The organism is Pseudomonas sp. GXM4 (assembly GCF_008923895.1).
GTDB lineage: Bacteria > Pseudomonadota > Gammaproteobacteria > Pseudomonadales > Pseudomonadaceae > Aquipseudomonas > Aquipseudomonas atacamensis.
Window position 1 is genome coordinate 1 of record NZ_WBRZ01000275.1, and the last position, 7,099, is coordinate 7,099.

5 protein-coding genes are annotated in these 7,099 nt (G+C 60.1%); all 5 read left to right on the forward strand.

Translation table 11 applies throughout. The annotated features are described in order from the left end of the window. Positions 1-226 precede the first annotated feature (226 nt). The 5 genes from F8N49_RS23540 (at position 227) to F8N49_RS23560 (ending at position 7,054) form a co-directional block, all read left to right on the forward strand. Positions 227-1,168, forward strand: coding sequence for a rhodanese-related sulfurtransferase (locus tag F8N49_RS23540; protein ID WP_041478261.1), 942 nt, complete (start codon positions 227-229; stop codon positions 1,166-1,168). 35 nt (positions 1,169-1,203) lie between these two features. Continuing rightward, positions 1,204-1,806 (forward strand): DsbA family protein, encoded by a 603-nt coding sequence (locus F8N49_RS23545; RefSeq protein WP_177180902.1) that lies wholly within the window; start codon positions 1,204-1,206, stop codon positions 1,804-1,806. Then, on the forward strand, positions 1,799-3,616 hold the full coding sequence (locus F8N49_RS23550) for an ABC transporter ATP-binding protein (protein ID WP_151552797.1): 1,818 nt from the start codon (positions 1,799-1,801) through the stop codon (positions 3,614-3,616). The genes F8N49_RS23545 and F8N49_RS23550 overlap by 8 nt, the downstream gene beginning before the upstream one ends. Positions 3,617-3,753: 137 nt before the next feature. Beyond that, a complete protein-coding gene (locus tag F8N49_RS23555; protein WP_151552799.1) occupies positions 3,754-6,213 on the forward strand; it encodes an EAL domain-containing protein in 2,460 nt (819 codons plus the stop codon). 79 nt (positions 6,214-6,292) lie between these two features. Continuing rightward, a complete protein-coding gene (locus F8N49_RS23560) occupies positions 6,293-7,054 on the forward strand; it encodes a TenA family transcriptional regulator (protein WP_372241045.1) in 762 nt (253 codons plus the stop codon). Positions 7,055-7,099: the final 45 nt, after the last annotated feature.

The window sequence follows — 7,099 nt, forward strand, 5'->3', positions numbered from 1 at the left end:
GTAACCACGGTCCTGGCAGAAGGAACGGGGCTGAATGGGTTTAGGGTTGCTTCGCCACCCAACGGGGATAAATCCCCTCGCCACAGGTTTTGTGTTGTCACAGAAGACTGAGTAAATCCAAAACACATCATGTTTTTGCTAGAATCCGCAACGCGCCGCTTAGCCGGCGCGTTTTTTTTTGAATCCGGTTCACCCTTTGCGAGGGTAGCCACCTGGAGAAATACCCATGACACAACCGATTGTCGTGGCGGCACTGTACAAGTTCGTCACCCTCGAAGATTACGTTGACCTGCGCGAGCCACTGCTGCAAGCGATGGTCGACAACGGCATCAAAGGCACTCTGCTGATCGCCGAAGAAGGCATCAACGGCACGGTTTCCGGCAGCCGCGAAGGCATCGACGGTCTGCTCGCCTGGCTCAAGAACGATCCGCGCATGGTCGACATCGACCACAAGGAATCGTATTGCGACGAGCAGCCGTTCTATCGCACCAAGGTCAAGCTGAAGAAAGAGATCGTCACCCTCGGCGTTGAAGGCGTTGACCCGAACAAGAAGGTCGGCACCTACGTCGAACCGCAGGACTGGAACGCGCTGATCAGCGACCCGGAAGTGCTGCTGATCGACACGCGCAACGATTACGAAGTGTCGATCGGCACCTTCGAAGGCGCCATCGATCCGAAAACCACCAGTTTTCGCGAGTTTCCCGACTACATCAAAGAACACTTCGACCCGGCCGTGCACAAGAAGGTCGCGATGTTCTGCACCGGCGGCATCCGCTGCGAGAAAGCCTCGAGCTACATGCTCGGCGAAGGTTTCGAAGAGGTTTACCACCTCAAGGGCGGCATCCTGAAGTACCTCGAAGAGGTGCCGCAGGAAGAAACCAAGTGGCGCGGCGACTGCTTCGTCTTCGACAACCGCGTCACCGTGCGTCACGACCTGACGGAAGGCGACTACGATCAATGTCATGCCTGCCGCACGCCGGTCAGCGTTGAAGATCGCGCCTCCGAGCATTACGTCGCCGGCATCAGTTGCCCGCATTGCTGGGACAAGCTCAGCGAGAAGACCCGGCGCAGCGCCATCGATCGGCAAAAGCAGATCGAACTGGCCAAGGCACGCAATCAGCCGCACCCGATCGGCTACAACTATAAGCAAGCATCCTCCGAGGCTTAACCATGTCTGCGCGCCTGCTCTACGTGATGGATCCGATGTGTTCATGGTGCTGGGGTTTTGCTCCGGTGGCCAAGGCACTGGTCGAGCAGGCGCAGGCAGCCGGGGTCGAGCTGCATCTGGTGGTTGGCGGTCTGCGCACCGGCAGTGGCTCGGCGCTGGAGCCGACCACGCGGCGCTACATTCTTGAGCACTGGCAAGCGGTCACCGAGGCCACCGGCCAGCCGTTCAAGTTCGACGGCGCGTTGCCTGACGGTTTTGTCTACGACACCGAACCTGCCTGTCGCGCCATTGTCACCGCGCGCAGTCTGGCGCCGGATTGCGCGTGGACATTGGTCGGGCTGATCCAGCAGGCGTTTTACGCCGAAGGTCGCGATGTCACCCAGGCCAGCGTGCTGGTCGAACTGGCGGAGCAGGCCGGTGTGCCGCGTATCGAATTCGCGGCGTTGTTCGATCATGCCGATCAGCACAAGGCGACCCAGGCCGATTTCACCTGGGTCCAGGATCTGGGCATCGCCGGGTTCCCGACCCTGCTGGCCGAGCGCAACGGGCAACTGGCGCTGCTCACCAACGGCTATCAACCGCTCAGCGAGCTGTCGCCGTTGCTCGGCCGTTGGCTGGAGCGTGCGGCCTGTGTCTGACCGCGCCGATGACACGCCAGCCGTAGAGCGTGTCGACCGGCTGAGCTGGGCTGAAGTCCGGCGTCTGGCACTGCATCACAAGAAATCCCTGTGGATCGCCAACGGCGTGGCCGTGCTGGCGACGCTGTGCAGCGTGCCGATTCCCTTGCTGCTGCCATTGCTGGTCGACGAAGTGCTGCTCGGCCACGGCGATGCCGCGCTGAAAGTCATGAATCATTTTCTGCCGAGCATGTGGCAGCAGGCGGCGGGTTATATCGGCCTGATGCTGGTGGTGACCCTGACTTTGCGTTGCAGCGCCCTGTGTTTTAGCGTGTTGCAATCACGGCTGTTCGCGCGCCTGGCCAAGGACATCGTCTACCGCATTCGCGTGCGCCTGATCGAGCGGCTCAAACGCATTTCCCTCGGCGAATACGAAAGCCTCGGCAGCGGCACGGTGACCACGCATTTGGTCACCGATCTGGATACCCTCGACAAATTCGTCGGCGAAACCCTCAGCCGCTTCCTCGTCGCGATGCTGACCCTGGTCGGCACCGCCAGCATCCTCATGTGGATGCACTGGAAGCTGGCGCTGCTGATTCTGCTGTTCAACCCGTTGGTGATCTACGCCACGGTGCAGTTGGGCAAGCGGGTCAAGCATCTGAAGAAACTGGAGAACGACAGCACCTCGCGCTTCACTCAGGCCCTGAGCGAAACCCTCGATGCGATTCAGGAAGTGCGCGCCGGCAACCGCCAGGGCTATTTCCTCGGGCGCCTCGGTTTGCGCGCGCAGGAGGTGCGCAACTACGCAGTCAACTCGCAGTGGAAAACCGACGCCTCGAACCGCGCCAGTGGTTTGCTGTTCCAGTTCGGCATCGACATCTTCCGCGCGGCGGCGATGCTCACCGTGCTGTTTTCTGACCTGTCGATCGGGCAGATGCTCGCGGTGTTCAGTTACCTGTGGTTCATGATCGGCCCGGTCGAACAGCTGCTCAATCTGCAATACGCCTATTACGCGGCGGGCGGTGCGCTGACGCGGATCAATGAATTGCTGGCGCGCGCCGACGAGCCGCAGTATCCCGGCGGCGTCGATCCGTTCAAGGGACGCGACACCGTCGGCATCGAGGTGCAAGGCCTGAGTTTCGGTTATGGCGACGAGTTGGTGCTGGATCAGATGAACCTGTCGATCCTGCCCGGCGAAAAAGTCGCGATCGTCGGCGCCAGCGGCGGCGGCAAAAGTACCTTGGTGCAGTTGCTGTTGGGCCTGTACACGCCAGCGGCCGGGACCATCCGCTTTGGCGGGTCGACCCAGCAGGAGATCGGTCTGGAGACGGTGCGCGAGAACGTCGCGGTGGTGCTGCAGCATCCGGCGCTGTTCAATGACAGCGTGCGCGCCAACCTGACCATGGGCCGCATGCGCAGCGACGAAGCCTGCTGGCAGGCGCTGGAAATTGCGCAGATGGCCGCGACCATCCGTGCGCTGCCCGCTGGCCTCGACAGCATCGTCGGTCGCTCCGGCGTGCGTTTGTCCGGCGGTCAGCGCCAGCGTCTGGCGATTGCGCGGATGATTCTCGCCGAGCCGAAAGTGGTGATTCTCGACGAAGCCACCTCGGCCCTCGACGCCGCCACCGAGTACAACCTGCACCAGGCGATGGCGAAGTTTCTCCATGGCCGCACCACGCTGATCATTGCCCATCGCCTGTCGGCGGTGAAACAGGCGGACCGCGTGCTGGTGTTCGACGGCGGGCAGATCGCCGAGGACGGCGACCATCGTCAACTGATCGCCGACGGCGGTCTGTACGCCAAGCTCTACGGCAACTTGCAACAGCACTGATCGAAACCCTCGCCGACCTGTCAGAGGTTCTGCGCGCGGTGTAACGCCGCGCCTTGCCTTGAACGAGAACCCCACCTAGTCTCGTCATAGCGAATTCGCCCGGAAGGCGAGCGGGCAGTGCTCATGCAAGGACTCTCATGAAGCAAAAGCAGACTCTGGGAACACCACGGTTGTTGGGTATCGTCTGGCCCTTTATTGCTGTCGTGGTGTTCCAGGCATTACTGGGGGGCGTGAGCCTTTACGTGCTTTCGGCCGTGCGTGGCTACGTAGCTGGCGAAAGCCTGTGGTCCAAGGGCCAGAAAGACGCCATTTATTACCTCAACCTCTACGCCGACAGCCGTGACGAGGCGATCTATCGCAAATACCTGACGGCGATCGCCGTGCCTCAGGGCGGGCACCAATTGCGCCTGGCGCTGGATCGTCAGCCGCCCGATCTGCAAGCGGCGCGCGAAGGCATTCTCAAGGGTGGCAATCATCCAGACGATGTCTCCAGCGTCATCTGGCTGTACCTCAATTTCCGCCACTACAGTTATCTGGAAACCGCGATCGATCGCTGGACGATTGGCGATGCCTATCTTGACCGACTGCACGAAGTCGCGCAGGAGATGCACCAAGGCATTGCGCAGAACCAGGCCAGTCCCGGCGATGTGCAGCGCTGGAAGTTACAGATCTTCGCCATCAACGATGCAGTCACCCCAGCGGCCAGGGCTTTCAGCGATGCCTTGGGCGAAGGCTCGCGGGTGATCATGCGCCTGCTGCTGTTCACCAACCTGGCCACCGCGCTGGGTCTGATCGCGCTGGCGCTGTGGCGCACGCACAAACTGCTCAAGCAGCGCCATGAGTTTGCCCAGGCGCTGCAACTGGAAAAGGATCGCGCGCATATCACGCTGCAGTCGATTGGTGATGGCGTGATCACCACCGACGTCAACGGCGCGATTGATTACATGAACCCCGCCGCCGAGGCCATGACGCACTGGAAGGCTGAGCAGGCGGCGGGGCTGCCGTTGTCGGCGCTGTTCAACCTGCTCGACGATAACGCCCAGACCGAAGGGCTGACGTTGATCGAGCACATTCTCAGCGGCCAGCTCAGCGGCGGCAGCGAACATTCCAAGCTGATTCAGCGGCTGGACGGCAGCACCCTGTCGGTGACCCTGGTCGGCGCGCCGATCCGCAATGCCGGGAATGTCAGCGGCACGGTGCTGGTGCTGCACGACATGACTCAGGAGCGGCAATACATCGCCAATCTGTCCTGGCAGGCGACCCACGATGCGCTGACCGGGCTGGCCAACCGCCGCGAATTCGAATATCGCCTCGAACAGGCCTTGCACAAACTGACGCGCCAGCCCGGGCGGCACGCGCTGATGTTCCTCGATCTGGACCAGTTCAAACTGGTCAACGACACCTGCGGGCACGCGGCGGGCGATGAATTGCTGCGGCACATCTGCACGCTGCTGCAATCAGACTTGCGCGAGGGCGATACCCTGGCGCGACTGGGCGGCGACGAATTCGGGATTTTGCTGGAGAACTGCCCGCCGGACATCGCCGAGAAGATTGCCGAAAGCCTGCGCCAGACCGTGCAGAACCTGCATTTTGTCTGGAAGGGGCGGCCGTTCCTGACCACCGTCAGTATCGGCCTGGTGCACGTGGCGCAGAATCCGACCACCCTCGAAGCTTCCCTGCGCGCGGCGGACATGGCCTGCTACATGGCCAAGGAAAAAGGCCGCAACCGCGTGCAGGTCTACCATGCCGATGATTCCGAACTGTCGATGCGCTTCGGTGAAATGGCCTGGGTGCAGCGCCTGCACATGGCGCTGGAAGAAAACCGCTTCTGCCTTTATGCCCAGCAGATCGTACCGCTCAAGCCGCAACCCGGCCAGGCCGGACACATCGAAATCCTCCTGCGCTTGCATGATGAATCCGGGCGGATGATTTTGCCTGACAGCTTTATTCCGGCAGCGGAGCGATATGGTTTGATGACCCAGTTAGATCGCTGGGTAGTTGAAAATGTTTTCAAGGTTATTGCCCTGTGTATTGAACAGGAACATGAACTTCCTTTGGCAATGTGTGCGATTAATCTGTCAGGCATTACTATAGGAGATGACGCGTTTTTGCACTTCCTGCGGGAACAGTTTGTTAACTACGCTATACCGCCTGAAATGATTTGTTTTGAAATTACTGAAACCAGTGCAATCGCTAATCTTGGCAGTGCAATTCGTTTTATCAATGAACTCAAAGGCTTAGGTTGTCACTTTTCTCTGGATGACTTTTGTGCCGGAATGTCTTCATTCGCTTACTTGAAACATTTGCCTGTAGACTTCCTGAAGATCGACGGGAGTTTCGTCAAGGATATGCTGGACGACCCGATTAATCGGGCAATGGTCGAAGTGATCAATCACATTGGCCATGTTATGGGTAAGCAGACAATTGCCGAGTTTGTTGAAACTAACCAGATCGAACAGGCATTGCTTGAAATAGGTGTGGATTACGCTCAGGGGTATGTCATCGAGCGCCCGCAGTTATTTACCTGTGACAGTTTGCAAAGTCGCCCTGCCAGACCGCAGCCGTTGTTGTTCAAAGCGCCTGGCACGTTCCGTTGAAGTCTCTCGCCGATCCTTGCCATCACAACTCAAAAGGAGCCGAACAGTGATCGACACATTCAACCGAACCGGACCCCTCATGGAAGCTGCAAGTTATCCTGCCTGGGCGCAACAGCTCATCAAGGATTGCAGCGAGAGCAAGCACCGGGTTGTCGAACATGAACTTTATCAGCGCATGCGCGACAACAGACTCAGCGCGAAAACCATGCGCCAGTACCTGATCGGCGGCTGGCCGGTGGTCGAGCAGTTTGCCTTGTACATGGCGCAGAACCTGACCAAGACCCGCTTCGCCCGCCACCCCGGCGAGGACATGGCGCGGCGCTGGCTGATGCGCAACATTCGCGTCGAACTCAACCATGCCGACTACTGGATGCACTGGAGTCGCGCCCATGGCGTCAGTCTCGAAGATCTCCAGGCCCAGCAAGTGCCGCCGGAGCTGCACGCTCTGAGTCACTGGTGCTGGCACACCAGCTCAGCGGATTCGCTGATCGTAGCGATTGCCGCGACCAACTATGCGATCGAGGGCGCGACCGGGGAGTGGTCAGCGGTGGTCTGCTCGACCGGGGTCTACGCCGCGGCGTTCCCGGAAGAAGATCGCAAACGGGCGATGAAGTGGTTGAAGATGCACGCCCAGTACGACGACGCCCATCCGTGGGAAGCGCTGGAAATCATCTGCACCCTGGCCGGCATGAACCCGAGCAAGGCCTTGCAGGCCGAGCTGCGGCAGGCGATCTGCAAGAGCTACGACTACATGTACCTGTTCCTGGAGCGGTGCATGCAGCTTGAGACTTCGGAGCGCTTGCTGGTCACCCGCGAGCGCAGGACCGTAGCCGAAAGCTGATTGAACTGTGGGAGCGAGCCTGCTCGCGAAAGCGGTGGGTCATTC